Here is a 19,277-nt window from a genome sequence, read left to right as displayed (position 1 = left end):
TTTTCTGGAAGGCGACTGAGCCTTCAGAATATCTGACCCTACATAAAGGAGTTTGCGATGCGTTATGCACATCCCGGTACGCCCGGCGCTTTGGTTTCATTCCAGGCGATTTACGGCAACTACATTGCGGGCAAATTCGTCGAGCCGCTCAGCGGCCAATACTTCACTAACACCTCGCCAGTGAATGGCAGCGATATCGCGCAGTTCCCGCGTTCGGATGCGCGCGATATCGATTTAGCGTTGGATGCGGCGCATCAGGCGGCCGATGCCTGGGGAAAAACCAGCGTGCAGCATCGCGCCAACATCCTGTTGCAGGTGGCGGATCGCATTGAGGCCAATCTCGAAAAACTGGCGGTAGCGGAGAGCTGGGATAACGGTAAACCGATTCGCGAAACCCTGAACGCCGATCTTCCGCTGGCGGTGGATCACTTCCGTTACTTCGCCGGTTGCCTGCGTGCGCAAGAGGGCAGCACCGCGGAGATTGATGAAACCACCGTGGCATATCACTTTCATGAACCGCTCGGCGTGGTTGGGCAAATCATTCCGTGGAACTTCCCGCTGTTAATGGCGGCGTGGAAACTGGCGCCAGCGCTGGCGGCGGGCAACTGTGTCGTGCTGAAACCGGCGGAACAGACGCCGCTGGGCATTACGCTGCTGATGGAGATGATTGGCGATCTGTTCCCGGCTGGCGTGTTGAATGTGGTGCAGGGCTTTGGTCGTGAAGCGGGTGAAGCGCTGGCGACCAGCAAACGCATCGCCAAAATCGCTTTCACCGGTTCAACGCCGGTGGGGCGCCACATTATGGCCTGCGCTGCTGAAAACATCATTCCCTGCACCGTCGAGCTGGGCGGCAAGTCGCCGAATATCTACTTCGCTGATGTGATGGATGGTGAGGACGAGTTTATTGAGAAGGCGGTGGAAGGGTTAGTACTCGGTTTCTTCAATCAGGGTGAAGTCTGTACCTGTCCATCGCGCGCCTTGATTCATGAATCGATCTATCAACCCTTTATGGATCGCGTGATGGCCAAGGTGGCGAACATCCGTCGCGGCGATCCGCTCGATAGCGACACCATGATTGGTGCGCAGGCTTCACGCCAGCAATTCGATAAAATCCTGTCGTATATCAACATCGCACGCGACGAAGGCGGGCAGATTCTCACCGGTGGCGATCGCGCCAGCATGGCCACCGAGCTGAATGATGGATTCTACATTCAGCCGACCTTAATCAAAGGAACCAACCAGATGCGCTGTTTCCAGGAGGAGATTTTTGGGCCGGTGATTGGTGTTACCACCTTTAAGGATGAGGCAGAAGCGCTCGCCATCGCCAACGAAACCCAGTTCGGTCTTGGTGCGGGCGTGTGGACGCGCGATACCAATCTGGCTTATCGCATGGGACGCGGCATCAAAGCCGGGCGCGTCTGGACCAACTGTTATCACATCTATCCCGCTCACGCGGCATTCGGCGGTTACAAGCAGTCGGGTGTAGGCCGTGAGACGCACAAAATGGCGCTCAGCGCCTATCAACAAACCAAAAATCTGCTGGTTAGCTATGGCACCGCGCCTTTGGGCCTGTTCTAAGTCCGCATCCGTTCAAATGGAGAGTGAAAGATGAATATGCAAATCAAAACCACCATGAAAGCCGCTGTTGTGAAGGCTTTTGGTGAACCGTTAGTGATTGAGCAGGTGCCGGTGCCGCAGGTCGGGCCGGGGCAGATTTTAGTGAAAATTGCGGCTACCGGCGTGTGCCATACCGATCTTCACGCGGCCGAAGGCGACTGGCCGATTAAACCCATTCCGCCGTTTATTCCGGGCCACGAAGGTGTGGGCCAGGTTGTGGCGCTCGGCGAGGGCGTTAAGCACCTGAAAATGGGCGATCGCGTCGGTGTGCCATGGCTCTATTCGGCGTGCGGTCACTGCGAACACTGTCTCGATAGCTGGGAAACGCTGTGTCTGTCGCAGCAAAATGCCGGTTACTCAGTGAATGGCAGCTTCGCGGAATACTGCCTCGCCGATGCCAACTATGTCGGCATCATTCCGGATAACGTCGATTACAACGAAATCGCGCCAATCCTCTGTGCCGGCGTCACCGTGTATAAAGGGCTGAAAATGACCGACACCAAACCCGGCGATTGGGTGGTGATTTCCGGTATTGGCGGTTTAGGGCATATGGCGGTGCAGTACGCGGTTGCCATGGGTCTGAACGTGGCGGCGGTGGATATTGATGATGAGAAACTGGCGTTCGCTAAACGTCTCGGTGCCAGCGTGGTGGCGAATGCGAAAAATGTCGATCCGGCCAAGGTGTTCCAGGAGAGTTTTGGCGGTGCGCATGGCGTGCTGGTCACGGCGGTTTCACCAAAAGCGTTCGAACAGGCGATTGGTACGCTGCGTCGTGGCGGCACCATGGTGCTGAACGGATTGCCGCCGGGCAAATTCGATCTGTCGATTTTCGATATGGTGTTGGACGGCATTACGGTGCGCGGTTCCATCGTCGGGACGCGCAAAGATCTGCAGGAAGCGCTGGATTTCGCCGGTCGTCACAAGGTGAAAGCCACCGTAGCGGTAGAACCGCTGACTAACATCAACGATATCTTCGCGCGGATGCACGCTGGCAAGATTGAAGGGCGCATCGTGGTGGATATGTCGCTGTAACAAAAAGCCCGACGCGATGGTCGGGCTGGTCATTTAGCAGCTGGCGAGCAGCGCTTCGAGTTCGACGCGGCTCGTCACTTTACTGTCGATTTTGATGTAAGCACTTTTCTCTTCTGGCACGATAAACACCGACGCCACGCCGGGCTGCGCTTTCAAACGCTTCTCCAGATTCGGCACCGCCAGCACCGCATCGCTGAGCATAATGCGCAGGCTGCTGACGTAAGGCGGTTCCTGCATCGACATCGCCACAAACAGCCAGGCAGCCGCGACAATCGCACCGACCAGGAACACGGTTTGGGCATCAACATGACCATAGATCCATCCGCCCATGCTGCCGCCAATCGCCACACCAATGAACTGGCTGGTGGAGTAGATGCCCATCGCGGTGCCTTTGTAGCCCGGCGGCGACTCTTTGCTGATCAGTGATGGCAGAATCGCTTCCATCAGGTTGAAGGCGAGGAAGAACAGCTGCACGCCAATAACCAGCGTCCAGAAGTGGCCTGCCGCGCCCCACAATACGATTTCTGCAATGATGATGATCGCCACGCAGCCGACAAACACGCGCTTCATGCGGCGCTTCACTTCGGCATAGATAATGAAAGGCACCACGGCAACAAAGGCCACCAACATCGTCACCAGATAGACTTTCCAGTGCTCGGCCGCCGGTAAACCGGCTTGTTCAAACTGTCCCGGCAGCGCCACGAAGCTCGACATCAGCAGAATGTGCAGGCAGAGAATGCCGATATTCAGTTTTAACAGTTTTGGATTGGTCAATACCGCGCGGATACTGCCTTTCACCATCCCGGATTCGCGGTTCAATACGTGGTTTGGTGCGTTCGGCACCACTAATAAGGTGATGACGATGCCCAGCGTCGCGAGGATGGCGATCATCCAGAACAGCGCGTGCAAGCCGAGTGCGTGGGTGACAATCGGGCCAACTACCATCGCAATAGCAAAAGTGACGCCAAAGCTGATGCCGATAAACGCCATCGCCTTAGTGCGGTTTTGTTCACGGGTTAAATCTGACAGCAACGCCATTACCGCGGCGGCAATCGCGCCGGAGCCTTGTAACGCGCGGCCTAAAATCACGCCCCAAATGGTGTCGGAGGTGGCGGCGATAACGCTGCCGAAAACGAACAGCAGCAGCCCGCCAACGATCAGCGGCTTTCGGCCGACGCGATCGGAGAGCAGACCAAAAGGAATCTGGAAGATGGCTTGTGCCAAACCATAGATACCGATTGCGAACCCAATCAGTGTTTCACTGGCGCCCTGTAACGCCATGCCGTACGTGGTGAGTACCGGCAAGACCATAAACATTCCCAGCATGCGCAGGGAAAAAACGGTACCTAAACCCCATGTAGCACGAAGCTCTACTGGCGTCATTTTATTGTCGTTCATGTTTACCTCAAAATTATACTGCGCCCATTTTAGGCAGCAGGGCAGGGCGGGTAAAACATTTGTTCTTAAGCAGTGGTAACAAAAAGAAAGGGCGCGAAATTCGCGCCCTTTCTGGTTTTGCGGAGCTGAATTACCAGACGTAAGTCAGTAAATCCTTCGACGCTGGCGTCATGAAATCAACGGACATCATTACGCTCAGAGCGGTGATAGCGACAATCGAGAACACAAACAGTTTACGTGCCCAAACTTTATCGTTTGAGGTTTTGTAACCTGAAAGCGCCATGCCGAGCCACCACACGCTAACGGCCGCAGCCACCACCAGATATTTGTAGCCCGCGTAACCGCCAAGGGTCAGCATCAGTGTGGCAATCATGAACGCCAGGATATATAGCGTAATATGATTTTTTGCCACCGAAATGCCTTTCACCACTGGCAGAACCGGGATGTTGGCAGCCTGGTAATCTTTAAAGCGGAAGATGGCAATCGCATAGGAGTGCGGCATCTGCCACAGGCTAAAGATAGCCAGTAAAATCAACGCGCCAGCATCAAACTGGTTGGTCACTGCGCAGTAGCCAATCACCGGCGGCGCAGCGCCAGAGAGACTACCAATCAGCGTGCCGTAGACAGAGTTACGCTTCATATAGAGGCTATAAACGCCTACGTAAACCACGAAGCCCATCACCGCCAGCCACATGGCCAGCGGGTTAGCGCCGAAATACAGCAACGCAAAGCCAGCAATACCCAATGCGGTTGCATAAACCAGGCTTACTTTCGCCGAGATCAGGCCTTTGACCAGAACACGGTTCCGCGTTCTCTCCATTTTGATGTCGATATCGCGGTCAATCACGTTGTTGAAAACACAACCTGATGCGACAACCAGCGATACGCCAACCAGCGAGGCGAGAAACAGGGTGTAATCAATGCTGCCTTTCGAAGCCAGCAGGAATCCACCGATCACAGAAATTAAATTGCCGAAAATAATTCCTGGTTTTGTTACTTGCAGGTATTGCTTAATCATTACGCGACTCTTTAGTGGGCCATCATGTTGTAGTTGAGGTTCCACATAATCCACAGTGAGCCTACGACAACAATCAAGATGATGAGTGCTGAGAAGACAATGGCCACCATGTTCCAGCCACCTTCTGATTTGCTGTCTAAGTGCAGGAAGTAGACCAGGTGAACCAGCACCTGAACTACCGCACACACCAGAACCACACCCAGAATAGTGCCGTGTGAAGCGCCGCCATCCATGACCATCCAGAACGGAATACCGGTCAGGATGATAGAGAGGACGAAGCCGATCATGTAAGACTTCACGCTACCGTGAGAAGCGCCATGTTCGTTAACAGAATGACTCATTACATGGCTCCCATCAGGTAGACAACGGTGAATACGCAGATCCAAACCACATCCAGGAAGTGCCAGAACAAGCTCAGGCACATGATACGGGTGCGGTTGGTTGCAGTCAGACCACGTTTAGAAATCTGGAACATCATCACTGCCATCCAGATCAGGCCAGAGGTCACGTGCAGACCGTGCGTGCCGACCAGCGTAAAGAACGCTGACAGGAAGCCGCTGCGATCAGGACCGAAGCCTTCTTTGATCAGGTGATGGAATTCATAGATTTCCATGCCGATAAAGCCAGCACCGAACAGGAAGGTCAACGCTAACCAGCTGATGACCGAGCCCTTGTTCTGGTTGTTCATCGCAATCACTGCCATACCATAGGTAATGGAGCTGAGCAGCAGCAGCGCGGTTTCGACCAGAACGAACGGCAGTTCGAAGATGTCTTTACCTGCCGGGCCACCGGCAGTGTTATTGACCATAACTGCATAGGTCGCAAACAGGGTTGCGAAGATAATGCAGTCACTCATCAGGTAGATCCAGAAGCCAAAGACTTTATTGGCTCCTGCATCGTGATGCCCATGCTCCGCATGGGCGTCGTGGTGGTGTTTTGCAGTTTCAGTTGACATTATTTCAGACCTGCTTTGCTGATTTCGTCAAAGTGCTTCTTCTCGATCTGCTCGACTTCAGCAACCGGTACGTAGTAATCCACGTCTTCATCGAAGCTCTTCACAATCCAGGTGATGATGGTGCCCACGAAGGTGAGGCCAGCCAGCCACCAGATATGCCAGATCATGGCGAAACCGAATACAGTCATCAGAGCCGCGATAACAACAGCTGCGCCACTGTTTTTCGGCATATGAATTTCTTCATATTTTTCTGGCTGCTTGTACGCTTCGCCTTTCTCTTTCATTTCCCAGAACGCATCGCGCTCATGGATATGCGGGATAACAGCAAAGTTGTAGAACGGCGGCGGTGAAGAGGTTGCCCACTCCAGCGTACGTCCACCCCACGGGTCACCGGTCAGATCACGGTTCTGGTCGCGGTCACGCACAGAAACGTAGAACTGGGTAACCTGGCACAGGATACCGCAAGCGATCAGCGCCGCACCGCCTGCTGCAACCACCAGCAGTGAGTGGAACTGAGGATCGATATCCTGGCTGATACGACGCGTCATGCCCATGAAGCCCAGCGCATACAGCGGCATGAATGCCACGAAGAAGCCGATGATCCAGAACCAGAACGCGCGGATACCCCATTTTTCATTCAGCGTGAAGCCGAACGCTTTCGGGAACCAGTAGGTCACGCCAGCCATACAACCGAACACCACACCACCGATAATCACGTTATGGAAGTGCGCGATCAGGAACAGGCTGTTGTGCAGAATGAAGTCCGCACCTGGAACCGCCAGCAGAACACCTGTCATACCACCAATAGAGAAGGTAACCAGGAAGCCGATGGTCCACAGCATCGCTGAGTGGAACTCAACGCGACCCTGATACATGGTGAACAGCCAGTTGAAGATTTTCACGCCGGTCGGGATAGCGATGATCATCGTCATGATACCGAAGAAGGCGTTTACGTTCGCGCCCGCACCCATGGTGAAGAAGTGGTGCAGCCAAACAATGAACGACAGAACGGTAATCGCGATGGTCGCCCACACCAGAGAGGTGTAACCGAACAGACGCTTTTTAGAGAAGGTCGCCGTGACTTCAGCGAAGACACCAAACACCGGCAGAACCAGGATGTACACTTCCGGGTGACCCCAGACCCAAATCAGGTTGACGTACATCATCATGTTACCGCCCATTTCATTGGTGAAGAAATGGAAGCCAAGGTAACGGTCAAGCGTCAACAGTGCCAGCGTAACGGTCAGTACCGGGAACGCAGCGATGATCAGGACGTTAGTACACAGTGATGCCCAGGTGAATACCGGCATTTTGAACAGGTCCATGCCCGGCGCACGCATCTTCAGAATGGTAACGAAGAAGTTGATACCGGTCAGTGTCGTACCGATACCGGACAGCTGGAGACTCCAGATCCAGTAATCGACCCCGACGCCAGGACTGTACTCCGCACCCGAAAGCGGCGGATAAGCCAACCAGCCGGTCTGTGCGAACTCGCCCACACCCAGAGAGATGTTCACCAGGATCACACCGATCGCGGTAAACCAGAAGCTCAGGTTGTTCAGGAACGGGAAGGCAACGTCACGAGCACCGATTTGCAGCGGTACCGCGATGTTCATCAGACCTACCACGAACGGCATCGCCACGAAGAAGATCATGATCACGCCGTGAGCGGTGAAGATCTGGTCGTAGTGGTGCGGCGGTAGTATGCCGGCTTCCCCAGCGGAAGCCATCACTTGTTGGGTACGCATCATTACCGCATCGGCAAAGCCGCGCAGCAACATGACGAAAGCCATGATGATGTACATGATACCCAGTTTTTTGTGGTCAATGGAGGTGAACCATTCTGACCACAGGTACTGCCACTTACCAAAGTAGGTAATCGCAGCAACCAGCGCCAGACCACCTAAGATGATAGCGGCGACCGTAACCACGATAATGGGTTCGTGGTATGGCACTGCATCCAGTGTTAATTTTCCGAACATCGTATTATTCCTCGGCTCCCGCGGAAGCGGCGTGACTCATGTCCATGCCTTTATGTTCTGGCATGTCCATCTTCCCGTGGCTCATCATGAACTTATCAATCACTTGCTTGAACAGTTCTGGATTTGCCGTTGAGAAATATTCCACCGGGTGATTTTCGCTTGGCGTAGCCAGTTTCTCGAAATCATCCATGGTGTTCAGCGCGTTAGGTGCCGCTTTAACTTTGGCAACCCACTGCTGGAATTCCGCATCGTCTTTAGTTGCAATGGCTTTGAACTTCATGCCAGAGAAACCACGACCACTGAAGTTCGCAGAGATACCGTCAAATGTTCCTGGCTCGTTGGCGATCAGATGCAATTTGGTCTGCATACCGGCCATCGCATAAATCTGGCTGCCGAGAGTAGGAATAAAGAAGGAGTTCATCACGGAGTTGGAGGTGATCTTGAAGTTCACCGGAGTGTTTGCCGGGAAGGCAATCTGGTTGACGGTTGCAATACCCTGTTCCGGGTAAATGAACAGCCATTTCCAGTCCAGTGCCACTACGTCGATCTCAACCGGTTTAACGTCAGAAACCAGCGGTTTGCTCGGCTCCAGCGCGTGGGTTGATTTCCAGGTCAAAACGCCGAGGAAGATAATGATCAGGATCGGAATGGTCCAGACCACGGCTTCCACTTTGTTTGAGTGTGACCAGTTAGGGCTATAAGTTGCGTTAGTATTGGTTGCCCGATATTTCCAGGCAAAGAATACTGCCATGAAGACTGCCGGGATAACTACGATCATCATCAAGCCGAAAGCTGTCAGAATCAACGAACGTTGCTCCAGTGCAATCTGTCCTTTGGGATTTAACAACGCACTATCGCAGCCACTGAGTAATACAGCGCCTGCAATTAATGACAAAATCCCCAAACTTTTATTGTATTTACTGAGTCTCATTTAACGACCTCAATGACAAAGGGCTCTATTGTCGTTTAAGTGTGCGCGCATTTTACGGGAAGGTTTATGCAGTGTAAACCAGCTTAAGGATGTGTCAGAAGGCTGTTGACACCTTTTGCTAAGGGTGTCACAGATGTTACGCAGGGTGACAAATTATTAACTGCGACAAGCAGTTGGCATCAATATAACAAAAACCAATGGTAGAAACCGCAGAAAAATCAGGGAAAGTATAAACCGTACTCTTAATACTCATTTATTTAACATTTCTGCATCATTTCGGCGATGACTTTTATACAAAGTAATTGCGCACCGGATTTAAATATTCACTCGCAGTTGTTAATTTAATGTTTCTAATTCGCTTTAAAAAAAATGCTATTGGGAAAATGAGCAACTGATATTTTTACCCCATTATTTCGTTATGAAAATTGGCTTACTCAACCCAGATTTTCCCGCGCCGCTTTTTTTAATGCCAAACTATCCAAAATAACACCGAGTGCGACCGCCAACAGCGCAAATGCCATGCCGGCTTCAAACATTGGCGTAAGTAGCGCATCAATCTGCACAACGCCGCTGGCGTTAAGGGCTAAGGCCAGTAACCACAAGGCCAGTAAGCCGCAGCCGATGCTAAACAGACGCACCGTCCAGCGGTAACCTTGCGGCCACAAGCTGCGCATCACAAACTCTCCGCTTTGCTGCATGCTATGCAAAGTGCCGCGACACAGCCATAACAGCAGTAATCCCGGTACGCCAGCAAACACGGTGAAAGCATAGAAGGTGGGCCAGCCCCACATTTCGACCAGCCAACCGGCGGCGGGACCGACGTAAACGCGGCCCACGGCGGAGAGGGCAGAGAGCAGTGCGAACTGCGTCGCCGAGAAGGATTTGTTGCACAATGTCATCAGCAACGCGACAAAGGCCGCGGTGCCCATGCCGCCGCACAGGTTTTCAATGAAGACCGCGCTGGCCATGCTCCACAAGTGCGGTGGCGTTACCGCCAGCAACCAGTAAGCAAAATTCGACACCGCTTGCAGCACGCCAAAAATCATCAGGGCGCGGAACAAACTCAGGCGCTGCATCAGCACGCCGCCATACAGCGCACCAATAATGGTGGCCAACAAACCCAGCGTTTTGTTCACCAGACCGACATCGCCCGCGCTAAAGCCGACGCCGCGAATCAGGAAGGTGGTGGTGAGCGAGGCGGCAAATGCATCGCCAAGCTTGTAAAGGATAATTAGCGTGATCAGCAGCCAGGCATTGTTACGCTGGAAGAAGTCTTTCAGCGGGAATGTCACGGCCTGGCGTAGCGAGTGCGGTTCGCGCGCTGGCGCCACCGGTTCTTTCGCCAGCAACGTGGCGATCAGGCCCGGCACCATCAGCAACGCCATTAGCCAGTAAGTGGCTTGCCAGCCGAGGTAGCGATCCGCAATCCACAGCGCCAGTCCGCCTGAAATCAACATCGCCAGACGATAGCCCAGCACGGTGATTGCCGCGCCGCTGCCGCGCTCCTCCGGCGGCAGCACATCGGTTTTCCAGGCATCAAACACGATATCCTGTGAAGCCGAACAGAAGGCAACCAGCACCGCCAGCGCGGCCAGCAGCGTTAAGTCACGCGAAGGCTGCATAAAGCCCATCGCAATAATGCCGCCAATCAGCGCCAACTGCGTGACCAGCAGCCAGCCGCGACGGCGGCCAAGAAACGGTGGCGTATAGCGATCCATCATCGGCGACCACAGGAACTTAAACACGTAAGCCTGACCGACAAGGGAGAAGAAACCGATGGTTTTCAGGTCAACATTCTCTACCGTCATCCACGCTTGTAATGTTCCGGCGGTTAACGCCAGCGGTAAGCCTGAGGCAAAACCCAGCAGCAGCAATACCGCCGCATTACGTTGGGTAAAAATTCGCAGATAGTGAGATGTCATAGCCAACCTGAAATGAAGCCCGGCTGAGAGTCGCCGGGCAAAATACTGCGGAAATTAGCGGGCGTTCTGCTTAATGAAGTTGTGAACGCTGGTGTCCTGCGCCATATCAGCAATCACGTCACTCAGGGTTGAGTTAACCGCGTTGGTGATCTTCGCGTTGGTGGCGGTAAACGCGCCTTCTACGCTGTAAGTCTGGCGATAGTTTTTCACCTGCTTGTTACCGTTTTTCGCGGTGGCGATGATGGAGATATCCGCCTTGGTGGTAATGCTGTAGCGCACGTTGCCTTGGGTCACATCCGCATACAGACCATTCACCACGATCTGCAGATCAACGGCACCGCTTGGGCCGATCATGTAGCCGCGTGACGTCATCTGCTTCTCTAACACTTCCTGCAGCAGGAAACGCAGGTCGCGTGATGGTGTCAGCGTGATCAACTGACCATCGCGGTTTACTTTGGCCAGCGCCTGATCGGAACGTTGATCGGCACCGTTAACGCTGATGGTGACGCCCATCAGGCTTGGATCTTGCTGCGGTAATTGAATCTTCGGTTGAATATCCAATGTGGTGTTGTTGCTGGCACAGCCGGCCAAAATAAAAGCAGCCAGCAGAGGGAATAACAGTTTTTTCAACATACTCATTCTCGTTAGCATATGGGTTGGTTTGCAAAACTGCGGCCATCATAGCATTGCGCAGCGGTGAAAAAAGCCCCGGGCCAATGGAAATTGATTGTAAAGGCTTTTTTCGGACAGGATGAAACGCCAGCCAGTTGACCTGAGAGATAAGCAAGTTACTATGCGCAGCGCTGGCGGATTTATTTACGGCCAACCTGCGGAAGCGGTGAAAAACCTACTAATATTTAAACAGATGGGCACAGCGCTCGCCGGAAAGGAGTGTTAATCATGATTCGCGAACAAATAGAAGAAAAGTTGCGTAACGCTTTCGAGCCTGCACATCTTGAAGTGCATGATGAAAGCTACCGTCATAACGTGCCCGCCGGTTCTGAAAGTCACTTTAAAGTGGTGATTGTCAGCGATCGATTTACCGGTCAGCGCTTTCTGCAACGTCATCGCGCTATTTATGGCGAACTGGCAACCGAATTAGCGGGCAGCGTACACGCGCTGGCACTGCATACCTACACGCAAAAAGAGTGGGATGGATTACAGGATACGGTTTTGGCCTCGCCGAATTGTCGCGGCGCGGGAACGCTCGCCTGAATTCCCTTTTTACTCATCCTTAAAAACGGCCTGCGGGCCGTTTTCTTTTCATTTATTACACTCAAACGCGATCTACGGCGCAAAAAAGCAGCAAAACCGCTAAAAAGTGGTGAGTTTGCAGCCTCGACTCATTCCAGCGATGCCGCTATAATGCTGCGTCTATTTTTCCGGAATGTCTTCGGGACGCTTCTGGTGACAGGGATTTGGTTCTGCCTGCAGAGGCCGTCCCGGTTGTTGGATACGGCGCATTTTATGTGTGGTGTCTGAAGTTGACCGAGCACGTGATTTTTTGAGGTAACAAGATGACAGTTTCAGTAGAAACCACTCAGGGTCTGGGCCGTCGCATTTCGATTACTGTTGCAGCTGACAGCATCGAAAGCGCAGTAAAGAAAGAACTGGTGGAAGTGGCTAAGAAAGTCCGTATCGACGGTTTCCGTAAAGGCAAAGTGCCGGCACACATCATTTCTCAGCGCTACGGTGCTTCTGTTCGTCAGGACGTGCTGGGCGAGCTGATGACGCGCAACTTCGTTGACGCCATCATCAAAGAGAAAATCAATCCGGCTGGCGCACCAAACTATGTGCCGGGCGAATATAAAGAAGGCGAAGACTTCACCTACGCGGTTGAGTTCGAAGTGTATCCAGAAGTTGAGCTGAAAGGCCTTGATGCAATCGAAGTTGAGAAGCCAGTGGTAGAAGTGACTGACGCTGACGTTGATACCATGCTGGAAACCCTGCAGAAGCAGCAGGCGACCTGGAAAGAGAGCGATGCCGCAGCGACAGCTGAAGATCGCGCGACCATCGACTTCAGCGGTTCTGTTGACGGCGAAGAGTTTGAAGGCGGCAAAGCCTCTGACTTCGTGCTGGCAATGGGCCAGGGCCGTATGATCCCAGGCTTCGAAGAGGGCGTTGTTGGCCACAAAGCCGGCGAAACCTTCACTATCGACGTGAAATTCCCAGACGATTACCATGCAGAAAACCTGAAAGGGAAAGATGCGAAGTTCGAAATCGTGCTGAAGAAAGTTGAAACTCGCGAACTGCCAGAGCTGACTGAAGAGTTCATCAAGCGCTTTGGCGTGGAAGATGGTTCAGTTGCCGGTCTGCGTGCTGAAGTGCGTAAGAACATGGATCGCGAGCTGAAAGGTGCTATCCGTAACCGCGTCAAGACGCAGGCAATCGACGGTCTGGTTAACGCCAACGACATCGATGTTCCGGTTGCGCTGATCGACAGCGAAATTGACGTTCTGCGTCGTCAGGCTGCACAGCGTTTTGGTGGCAACGAGAAGCAAGCGCTGGAACTGCCACGCGAACTGTTCGAAGAGCAGGCTAAACGTCGCGTCGTTGTGGGTCTGCTGTTGGGCGAAGTGATTCGTATCAACGAACTGCAGGCTGACGAAGATCGCGTTAAAACGCTGATCGAAGAGATGGCTTCTGCGTACGAAGATCCGCAGGAAGTGATCGAGTTCTACAGCAAGAACAGCGAGCTGATGAACAACATGCGCAACGTGGCTCTGGAAGAGCAAGCGGTTGAAGCGGTACTGGCGAAAGCGAAAGTGACCGATAAAGCCACTAACTTCCAGGAACTGATGAACCAGACCTCTGCGGCCTGATTCACTCGTTAACCATTAGTGCTAAGCCCGTGACTGAAAAGTCGCGGGCTTTTTCGTTTCTGGCGCCAAATACACCGATTTGCCCTCTATTTGCTTAATTAATCGGCAAATTATCCGCTAAGCTCTTTTTCCGTGTTAGCGAATGGGCAAAAGGTTGTTATGCTTGAAACAACTGGGCAGCATCCCCAGATACAGGGAGAATGCATGAAAACAGTGAGACTGACTGATTAACCGTCTTGTTACTGCGGAGTGAGACTGCAGCGCATAGTTTTCCCGGCGCGCCTCACGTAAAATCGGTACAGAATGTTGCCAATGAAATTTATCAGGAGACGGTAATGTCATACAGTGGCGATCGTGAATTTACTGCACCGCACATGGCGCTGGTGCCAATGGTGGTCGAACAAACCTCGCGCGGCGAGCGTTCTTACGACATCTACTCTCGCCTGCTCAAAGAGCGTGTGATCTTCCTGACTGGTCAGGTTGAAGATCATATGGCTAACCTGATCGTGGCGCAGATGCTGTTTCTGGAAGCTGAGAATCCTGAAAAAGACATTTATCTCTACATTAACTCGCCAGGCGGCGTGATTACTGCTGGGATGTCGATTTATGACACAATGAAGTTTATCAAGCCGGATGTCAGCACCATCTGTATGGGGCAGGCTTGTTCAATGGGTGCGTTCCTGCTGACAGCAGGCACCAAAGGTAAACGCTTCTGCCTGCCTAATTCACGTGTGATGATTCATCAGCCGTTGGGCGGCTATCAGGGTCAGGCGACGGATATTGAAATCCATGCGCGCGAAATCCTGAAAGTGAAGCAGCGCATGAATGAGCTGATGGCTGAGCACACTGGCAAATCGCTGGAAGAGATTGAACGCGACACTGAGCGCGATCGTTTCCTCTCTGCGGGCGAAGCGGTTGAGTACGGTTTGGTTGACTCAATCCTGACGCATCGCCAATAAGACACATCTGTCTGCCCCTTACGCTATAGTTAACGGGTAGCAGGCAGATGGGTTGAATGCATATCGGCCGTTGATGTACGGCCAGCGCCGTACAACAAATTTGGTCTGAGAAAGAAAAGAGGTTAGCTGATGACAGATAAGCGCAAAGACGGTTCAGGTAAGTTGCTGTACTGCTCTTTCTGCGGCAAAAGCCAGCATGAAGTCCGTAAGCTAATTGCCGGGCCGTCAGTGTACATTTGCGATGAGTGCGTTGATCTTTGCAACGACATCATTCGCGAAGAGATTAAGGAAGTTGCGCCGCACCGCGAGCGTAGCTCACTGCCGACGCCGCATGAAATCCGCCATCACCTTGATGACTATGTTATTGGTCAGGAAAGGGCGAAGAAAGTGCTGGCAGTAGCGGTGTATAACCACTACAAACGCCTGCGCAATGGCGATACCAGCAACGGTATTGAACTGGGCAAAAGTAACATTTTGCTTATCGGTCCAACCGGTAGCGGTAAAACACTGTTGGCCGAAACGCTGGCGCGCTTGCTGGATGTGCCCTTCACGATGGCGGATGCCACCACGCTGACCGAAGCGGGTTATGTGGGTGAAGACGTTGAAAACATCATCCAGAAGCTGCTGCAGAAGTGTGATTACGACGTGCAGAAAGCGCAGCGCGGCATTGTCTACATCGATGAAATCGACAAGATTTCTCGTAAGTCTGACAACCCGTCGATCACCCGTGACGTCTCGGGCGAAGGCGTACAGCAAGCGCTGTTGAAACTGATTGAAGGCACCGTGGCTGCCGTACCGCCGCAGGGCGGACGTAAACATCCGCAGCAGGAGTTCTTGCAGGTTGATACCTCCAAGATTCTGTTTATCTGTGGTGGCGCATTCGCCGGTCTCGACAAGGTGATCTCCCAGCGTGTTGAAACCGGGTCCGGCATCGGCTTCGGTGCAACCGTGAAGGGCAAATCCCAGAAGGCGAGTGAAGGCGAATTGCTGTCTCAGGTTGAGCCAGAAGATTTGATCAAGTTTGGCCTGATTCCTGAGTTCATCGGTCGTTTGCCGGTTGTGGCAACGCTGAGCGAACTGAGTGAAGAAGCGCTGATTCAGATCCTGCGTGAGCCGAAGAATGCGCTGACCAAACAGTATCAGGCGCTGTTCAATCTGGAAGGCGTAGAACTGGAATTCCGCGACGAAGCCTTAACGGCAATCGCTAAAAAAGCGATGTCACGTAAAACCGGTGCGCGTGGTCTGCGTTCTATCGTTGAAGGTGCGTTACTTGAAACTATGTACGACCTGCCTTCGATGGATGACGTTGAAAAAGTGGTGATTGATGAATCAGTCATTGAAGGTCAATCCGAGCCGATGTTGATTTATGGAAAGCATGAAGCCCAGGCTTCTGGTGAATAAATAAACAATTGCACCACGTTGTTATCTTAAAAAAGGGGAAAAATCTTTCCCCTTTTGTTTTTCTCTCGCCAGTGACATTGAATGTCGTATAAGCATCCCCATATACTCAATATCCTGTGGGTTTAACTGCAAAACCTCTATTGCGCGGTACCCATCACCTGGCGGACATTAAACTAAGAGAGAGCTCTATGAATCCTGAGCGTTCTGAACGCATTGAAATCCCCGTGTTGCCGTTGCGCGACGTGGTGGTTTATCCGCACATGGTAATTCCGTTGTTTGTTGGCCGGGAAAAATCGATTCGGTGCCTCGAAGCCGCGATGGATCATGATAAAAAGATCATGCTGGTTGCACAGAAAGAGGCTTCAACGGATGAACCTGGCATTAACGATCTCTTCTCAGTAGGGACCGTCGCTTCTGTATTGCAGATGCTGAAACTTCCAGATGGCACGGTAAAAGTGCTGGTCGAAGGTTTACAGCGCGCGCACATCACCACGCTGGCTGATAATGGCGACCATTTTGTTGCCCAGGCCGAATACCTTGTCTCGCCAGAAATTGAAGAGCGCGAGCAGGAAGTGCTGGTGCGCACGGCCATCAACCAGTTTGAAGGCTACATCAAGCTCAATAAAAAAATCCCACCTGAGGTCTTAACCTCCCTCAACAGCATCGACGATGCGGCTCGTCTGGCCGATACCGTCGCAGCGCATATGCCGCTGAAACTGGCTGATAAACAGTCCGTGCTGGAGATGTCCGACGTCAATGAACGTCTGGAATATCTGATGGCGATGATGGAATCAGAAATCGATCTGCTGCAGGTTGAGAAGCGCATTCGCAACCGCGTTAAAAAGCAGATGGAAAAAAGCCAGCGTGAGTACTATCTGAATGAGCAAATGAAAGCCATTCAGAAAGAGCTGGGCGAAATGGATGATGCGCCGGATGAGTACGAGGCGCTGAAACGTAAGATTGAAGCGGCCAAAATGCCGACCGAAGCGCGTGAAAAAGCCGAAGCTGAGCTGCAGAAGCTGAAGATGATGTCGCCGATGTCTGCAGAAGCGACCGTGGTGCGTGGCTACATCGACTGGATGGTTCAGGTTCCGTGGGTGGCGCGCAGCAAGGTGAAAAAAGACCTGCGTAAAGCGCAGGAAACGCTGGATATCGACCATTACGGACTGGAGCGCGTCAAAGATCGCATCCTTGAGTATCTTGCGGTGCAAAGTCGCGTTAGCAAAATCAAAGGCCCAATTCTGTGCCTGGTTGGACCGCCGGGCGTGGGTAAAACCTCGCTGGGACAGTCGATTGCTAAGGCCACCGGACGTAAATACGTGCGTATGGCGCTGGGTGGCGTGCGTGATGAAGCGGAAATCCGCGGACATCGTCGTACCTACATCGGTTCTATGCCTGGCAAGCTGATCCAGAAAATGGCGAAAGTGGGCGTCAAAAACCCGCTGTTCCTGCTGGATGAGATCGACAAAATGTCTTCTGACATGCGTGGCGATCCGGCTTCAGCGCTGCTTGAGGTGCTGGATCCTGAGCAGAACATCGCGTTTAACGATCACTATCTGGAAGTGGATTACGATCTCTCTGACGTTATGTTCGTGGCGACCTCAAACTCCATGAACATCCCAGCACCGTTGCTTGACCGTATGGAAGTGATTCGTCTCTCCGGTTACACCGAAGATGAAAAGCTGAACATCGCGAAGCAACATTTGCTGCCGAAGCAGATTGAACGTAATGCGCTGAAAGAGAAAGAGATCACCGTCGACGATAGCGCGATTGTTGGCATCATCCGCTACTACACGCGTGAAGCGGGCGTGCGTAGTCTGGAGCGCGAACTCTCCAAGCTGTGCCGTAAAGCAGTGAAAGCGCTGCTGATGGATAAGTCGAAAAAGCACATCGTGATCAACGGCGATAATCTCAAGGATTTCTTGGGCGTGCAGCGCTTTGATTATGGTCGCGCAGAGAGCGAAAGCCGTGTAGGTCAGGTGACCGGTCTGGCGTGGACGGAAGTGGGCGGCGATCTGCTGACCATTGAAACCGCCTGCGTACCAGGTAAAGGCAAGCTGACGTACACCGGTTCGCTGGGCGAAGTGATGCAGGAATCGATTCAGGCCGCGCTGACTGTGGTGCGCGCGCGTGCAGAGAAACTGGGCATCAACGGTGATTTCTACGAGAAACGCGACATCCACGTGCACGTACCAGAAGGTGCGACGCCGAAAGATGGCCCGAGCGCCGGTATCGCTATGTGCACCGCGCTGGTGTCTTGCTTAACCGGTAACCCGGTGCGTTCTGATGTCGCAATGACCGGTGAAATCACCCTGCGTGGTCTGGTTCTGCCGATTGGTGGCCTGAAAGAGAAGTTGCTGGCGGCACACCGTGGCGGCATCAAAACCGTGCTGATCCCGGACGAAAACAAGCGCGATCTGGAGGATATTCCCCAGAACGTGATTGCCGATCTCGAGATTCATCCGGTGAAGCGTATTGAAGAAGTGCTGAACCTGGCACTGGAAAATGCGCCTTACGGCATGCAGGTTGCGACCGCAAAATAGTGATTAGCGGCATAAACCGCTAAAAAGCGAAGCTGGCAGGCAAAATGGTGCTTGCCAGCTTTTTTTTGTGCCGCTAACTTAGTGGGCTGCTGGATCAACGATTAAGATGAATACCGTTGTTTCAGCTCCACAGGCTTGATATAACTGGCTGCGCGTTCGCACCGGGCGGGAAGCACGGGTGCGATGTGAATAATAAAAGAGGGGATGAAGAGAGTGAATAAGTCACAGTTGATCGACAAAATTGCTGCAGATGCTGACATTTCTAAAGCGGCAGCGGGACGTGTTTTAGATGCATTCATGGACTCCGTTACCGAAGCTCTGAAGGGCGGTGATGAAGTAGCACTGGTTGGTTTCGGTACTTTCTCTGTACGTGAGCGTGCAGCTCGTACAGGCCGTAACCCACAAACGGGTAAAGAGCTCACCATTCCGGCTGGTAAAGTTCCGGGCTTCCGTGCTGGTAAAGCACTGAAAGATTCCGTCAATTAATGACCGCTGATACATCCATTGAAGCATTTTCTTCCGTGGATTGAGGACGCAAAAGCCGTTCTCATGTAACATACGGGCACATCATTTTTGATGTGCCTTTTTTATTCTTGATGCGCGGCGATAGCCTTTGGTTGTTGTCTCCGCATGGTTGCCAACTGCCAGCCTGAACAGCAGTTGCACGATGATGACATCGTGTTAGAGCTTTACATTC

The 19,277-nt window shown here is 52.7% G+C and carries 16 protein-coding genes; 8 read left to right on the top strand and 8 right to left on the bottom strand.

Annotation, left to right across the window (positions count from 1 at the left end):
• Positions 1-57: 57 nt before the first annotated feature.
• Both KVT28_RS07190 and adhP read left to right on the top strand, forming a co-directional pair.
• Positions 58-1,578, top strand: a complete 1,521-nt coding sequence (locus KVT28_RS07190; protein ID WP_192414023.1) for an aldehyde dehydrogenase family protein — start codon at positions 58-60, stop codon at positions 1,576-1,578.
• Positions 1,579-1,614: 36 nt separating this feature from the next.
• Positions 1,615-2,649: an alcohol dehydrogenase AdhP gene (adhP, locus tag KVT28_RS07185; protein ID WP_217547567.1), complete on the top strand. Its 1,035-nt coding sequence runs from the start codon at positions 1,615-1,617 to the stop codon at positions 2,647-2,649.
• Positions 2,650-2,682: 33 nt separating this feature from the next.
• Here the strand turns inward: adhP and KVT28_RS07180 are convergent, their stop codons facing one another.
• The 8 genes from KVT28_RS07180 to KVT28_RS07145 form a co-directional block, all read right to left on the bottom strand.
• Positions 2,683-4,047: an MFS transporter gene (locus KVT28_RS07180; protein ID WP_192236709.1), complete on the bottom strand. Its 1,365-nt coding sequence runs from the start codon at positions 4,045-4,047 to the stop codon at positions 2,683-2,685.
• Between the two features lie 130 nt (positions 4,048-4,177).
• On the bottom strand, positions 4,178-5,065 hold the full coding sequence (gene cyoE, locus KVT28_RS07175; protein ID WP_008103945.1) for a heme o synthase: 888 nt from the start codon (positions 5,063-5,065) through the stop codon (positions 4,178-4,180).
• Positions 5,066-5,076: 11 nt separating this feature from the next.
• Positions 5,077-5,406 carry a cytochrome o ubiquinol oxidase subunit IV gene (locus KVT28_RS07170; RefSeq protein WP_007886986.1) on the bottom strand — a complete coding sequence of 110 codons (330 nt, stop codon included), beginning with the start codon at positions 5,404-5,406 and terminating at the stop codon, positions 5,077-5,079.
• Positions 5,406-6,020, bottom strand: coding sequence for a cytochrome o ubiquinol oxidase subunit III (locus KVT28_RS07165; protein WP_007886985.1), 615 nt, complete (start codon positions 6,018-6,020; stop codon positions 5,406-5,408). Before KVT28_RS07165 ends, KVT28_RS07170 begins: the two co-directional genes overlap by 1 nt.
• A complete protein-coding gene (gene cyoB / locus KVT28_RS07160) occupies positions 6,020-8,002 on the bottom strand; it encodes a cytochrome o ubiquinol oxidase subunit I (protein WP_101762427.1) in 1,983 nt (660 codons plus the stop codon). Before cyoB ends, KVT28_RS07165 begins: the two co-directional genes overlap by 1 nt.
• A 4-nt stretch (positions 8,003-8,006) precedes the next feature.
• Positions 8,007-8,933, bottom strand: coding sequence for a cytochrome o ubiquinol oxidase subunit II (gene cyoA, locus KVT28_RS07155; RefSeq protein WP_101762426.1), 927 nt, complete (start codon positions 8,931-8,933; stop codon positions 8,007-8,009).
• A 434-nt stretch (positions 8,934-9,367) separates the two neighbouring features.
• Positions 9,368-10,855, bottom strand: coding sequence for a muropeptide MFS transporter AmpG (ampG, locus tag KVT28_RS07150; protein WP_217547381.1), 1,488 nt, complete (start codon positions 10,853-10,855; stop codon positions 9,368-9,370).
• 54 nt (positions 10,856-10,909) lie between these two features.
• Positions 10,910-11,488 carry a lipoprotein gene (locus KVT28_RS07145; protein WP_007886975.1) on the bottom strand — a complete coding sequence of 193 codons (579 nt, stop codon included), beginning with the start codon at positions 11,486-11,488 and terminating at the stop codon, positions 10,910-10,912.
• 267 nt (positions 11,489-11,755) lie between these two features.
• Between KVT28_RS07145 and bolA the strand changes: the two genes are divergently transcribed.
• The 6 genes from bolA to hupB all read left to right on the top strand — a co-directional run bounded on the left by bolA (position 11,756) and on the right by hupB (position 19,066).
• Positions 11,756-12,070, top strand: a complete 315-nt coding sequence (gene bolA / locus KVT28_RS07140; RefSeq protein ID WP_008103937.1) for a transcriptional regulator BolA — start codon at positions 11,756-11,758, stop codon at positions 12,068-12,070.
• A gap of 302 nt (positions 12,071-12,372) precedes the next feature.
• The gene (tig, locus tag KVT28_RS07135) at positions 12,373-13,677 is read left to right on the top strand and encodes a trigger factor (RefSeq protein ID WP_008103935.1); all 1,305 of its coding nucleotides are present in this window, start codon (positions 12,373-12,375) and stop codon (positions 13,675-13,677) included.
• A gap of 335 nt (positions 13,678-14,012) precedes the next feature.
• On the top strand, positions 14,013-14,636 hold the full coding sequence (gene clpP / locus KVT28_RS07130; protein ID WP_007886971.1) for an ATP-dependent Clp endopeptidase proteolytic subunit ClpP: 624 nt from the start codon (positions 14,013-14,015) through the stop codon (positions 14,634-14,636).
• A 129-nt stretch (positions 14,637-14,765) separates the two neighbouring features.
• Positions 14,766-16,037: an ATP-dependent protease ATP-binding subunit ClpX gene (clpX, locus tag KVT28_RS07125; protein WP_008103932.1), complete on the top strand. Its 1,272-nt coding sequence runs from the start codon at positions 14,766-14,768 to the stop codon at positions 16,035-16,037.
• 188 nt (positions 16,038-16,225) lie between these two features.
• Entirely contained in the window at positions 16,226-18,580 is a 2,355-nt protein-coding gene (lon, locus tag KVT28_RS07120; RefSeq protein ID WP_101762422.1) for an endopeptidase La, read from the top strand.
• A 213-nt stretch (positions 18,581-18,793) separates the two neighbouring features.
• A complete protein-coding gene (gene hupB / locus KVT28_RS07115; protein WP_036648244.1) occupies positions 18,794-19,066 on the top strand; it encodes a nucleoid-associated protein HU-beta in 273 nt (90 codons plus the stop codon).
• Positions 19,067-19,277 lie beyond the last annotated feature (211 nt).

It is taken from the genome of Pantoea sp. GbtcB22 (assembly GCF_019091025.1).
GTDB classification, from domain to species: domain Bacteria; phylum Pseudomonadota; class Gammaproteobacteria; order Enterobacterales; family Enterobacteriaceae; genus Pantoea; species Pantoea leporis.
Note: the sequence above shows the minus strand (reverse complement) of the source record. Positions and strands in the feature narration are given on the sequence as shown.

Bases quoted from the DNA above. Each gene is read 5' to 3' on its own strand.
- KVT28_RS07190 (WP_192414023.1), top strand. From the start codon at position 58: ATGCGTTATGCACATCCCGGTACGCCCGGCGCTTTGGTTTCATTCCAG.
- adhP (WP_217547567.1), top strand. From the start codon at position 1,615: ATGCAAATCAAAACCACCATGAAAGCCGCTGTTGTGAAGGCTTTTGGT.
- KVT28_RS07180 (WP_192236709.1), bottom strand. From the start codon at position 4,047: ATGAACGACAATAAAATGACGCCAGTAGAGCTTCGTGCTACATGGGGT.
- cyoE (WP_008103945.1), bottom strand. From the start codon at position 5,065: ATGATTAAGCAATACCTGCAAGTAACAAAACCAGGAATTATTTTCGGC.
- KVT28_RS07170 (WP_007886986.1), bottom strand. From the start codon at position 5,406: ATGAGTCATTCTGTTAACGAACATGGCGCTTCTCACGGTAGCGTGAAG.
- KVT28_RS07165 (WP_007886985.1), bottom strand. From the start codon at position 6,020: ATGTCAACTGAAACTGCAAAACACCACCACGACGCCCATGCGGAGCAT.
- cyoB (WP_101762427.1), bottom strand. From the start codon at position 8,002: ATGTTCGGAAAATTAACACTGGATGCAGTGCCATACCACGAACCCATT.
- cyoA (WP_101762426.1), bottom strand. From the start codon at position 8,933: ATGAGACTCAGTAAATACAATAAAAGTTTGGGGATTTTGTCATTAATT.
- ampG (WP_217547381.1), bottom strand. From the start codon at position 10,855: ATGACATCTCACTATCTGCGAATTTTTACCCAACGTAATGCGGCGGTA.
- KVT28_RS07145 (WP_007886975.1), bottom strand. From the start codon at position 11,488: ATGTTGAAAAAACTGTTATTCCCTCTGCTGGCTGCTTTTATTTTGGCC.
- bolA (WP_008103937.1), top strand. From the start codon at position 11,756: ATGATTCGCGAACAAATAGAAGAAAAGTTGCGTAACGCTTTCGAGCCT.
- tig (WP_008103935.1), top strand. From the start codon at position 12,373: ATGACAGTTTCAGTAGAAACCACTCAGGGTCTGGGCCGTCGCATTTCG.
- clpP (WP_007886971.1), top strand. From the start codon at position 14,013: ATGTCATACAGTGGCGATCGTGAATTTACTGCACCGCACATGGCGCTG.
- clpX (WP_008103932.1), top strand. From the start codon at position 14,766: ATGACAGATAAGCGCAAAGACGGTTCAGGTAAGTTGCTGTACTGCTCT.
- lon (WP_101762422.1), top strand. From the start codon at position 16,226: ATGAATCCTGAGCGTTCTGAACGCATTGAAATCCCCGTGTTGCCGTTG.